This is a genomic window from Moorena sp. SIO3I6, assembly GCF_010672095.1.
Window position 1 is genome coordinate 1 of record NZ_JAAHHU010001363.1, and the last position, 1387, is coordinate 1387.

The window sequence follows — 1387 nt, forward strand, 5'->3', positions numbered from 1 at the left end:
CAACAATTCCAGATAATGCTGCTGGTATTACTACTCCGATAATGGTTTCTCGTTTAGTTGCCCCCAAGGCATAAGCACCTTGTCTTAAACTATTGGGTACAGCATAGATAGCATCTTCACTGAGGGAAGCTATCATAGGAATAATGGCTATTCCTAAAACAATCCCAGCGCTTAAGGCATTGAATCCTTGTAAATCTGGAATAAATCTTTTTAAGAAGGGGCTAACTACCATCAGAGCGAAGTAACCAAATACTACTGTAGGAACCCCTGCTAATATTTCTAGGGCAGGTTTGAGCCAACCACGGATACCACTAGATGCATATTCACTCAAGTAGATAGCTGCAAGCAATCCCAGGGGTAATGCCACCATCAGCGCGATTACAGAGGTCAGGAAGGTCGCACTAATCAGCACAAAAATGCCAAACTGGGGATTAGCAAACAAGGGAGTCCATGCTTTATCAGTCAGGAATTTCCAGAGTGATACTTCTTGGAAAAATGCTACTGTTTCAAATATTAGGGTTAGAACAATGCCGATGGTAGTTGCCACAGAAACAAAGGCAAAGGTAGCAAAAATTATTTTTACTATCAGTTCTACCCGCTTGTTTAACTGCCGGTTTGGTCGAAACATCTCAGAGTCTGATGACTCAAAAGATGGCGGAGTGGTAGTCATCAGTAAAGTATTAAGTCTGAAGGATCAAGTGTGAAAGAATCCAGTGTGTTCGCTTGATAGCGTTCTATTAGGGTAGGATTAAGTGCCAAGGATAAAGGATAAAGGATGAAGGATGAAGTGTGAGGAATCAAGTGTGAGGAATGAAATAATTCTACTTATAGATGTATTGCTGATATCTATTAAGGTGACTGACAAAGTGACTTAGCAACTTTGTTCTTTCCAGCCTTCAGCATTCATCGTTCATCCTTAAGTGTTTAAGACATCCTTTACTATTCTTTTATTTCTCTAATAGCTGTTTAACTTTGGAGCCTTTAGGAGCATTAGCAAAGACTGTACCAACTGTGCCATCGCTAAAACGCTTTCTCACCAGCGTCATAATGTCTTCTGGCATCGGAACATAGCCAACTTCTGAAATTAATTTGGAATTTGCTGCTGCCAACTGATAGTCTACAAAGGCTTTAACTTCAGGTCGAGTTGCAGCCTCTTTCTTGACATAGATAAACTCTGGGCGAGATAGAGGTTTGTAACTTCCATCGGCAATAGTTGCTGTGCTAGGGGCAACGCAACCACTTCCTCCATCAATCTCTAGCAGTTTGAGTTTATCTTTGTTTTCTTCGTAGTAGGCGTAACCAAAGAAGGCTAGTCCACCCTTATCATTCGATACCCCTTGAACAAGCAAATTGTCATCTTCACTAGCGGTATAGTCGCCCCGAGAGC

The 1387-nt window shown here is 41.5% G+C and carries 2 protein-coding genes; both read right to left on the reverse strand.

Going from position 1 to position 1387, the window contains the following annotated elements:
• Nucleotides 1-670: ABC transporter permease subunit (locus tag F6K49_RS49350; RefSeq protein WP_293110078.1), on the reverse strand; the 670-nt coding region annotated here is incomplete at its 3' end.
• 277 nt (nt 671-947) lie between these two features.
• Nucleotides 948-1387 (reverse strand): substrate-binding domain-containing protein (locus tag F6K49_RS49355; protein ID WP_293110080.1); only part of this gene is annotated, 440 nt, incomplete at its 5' end.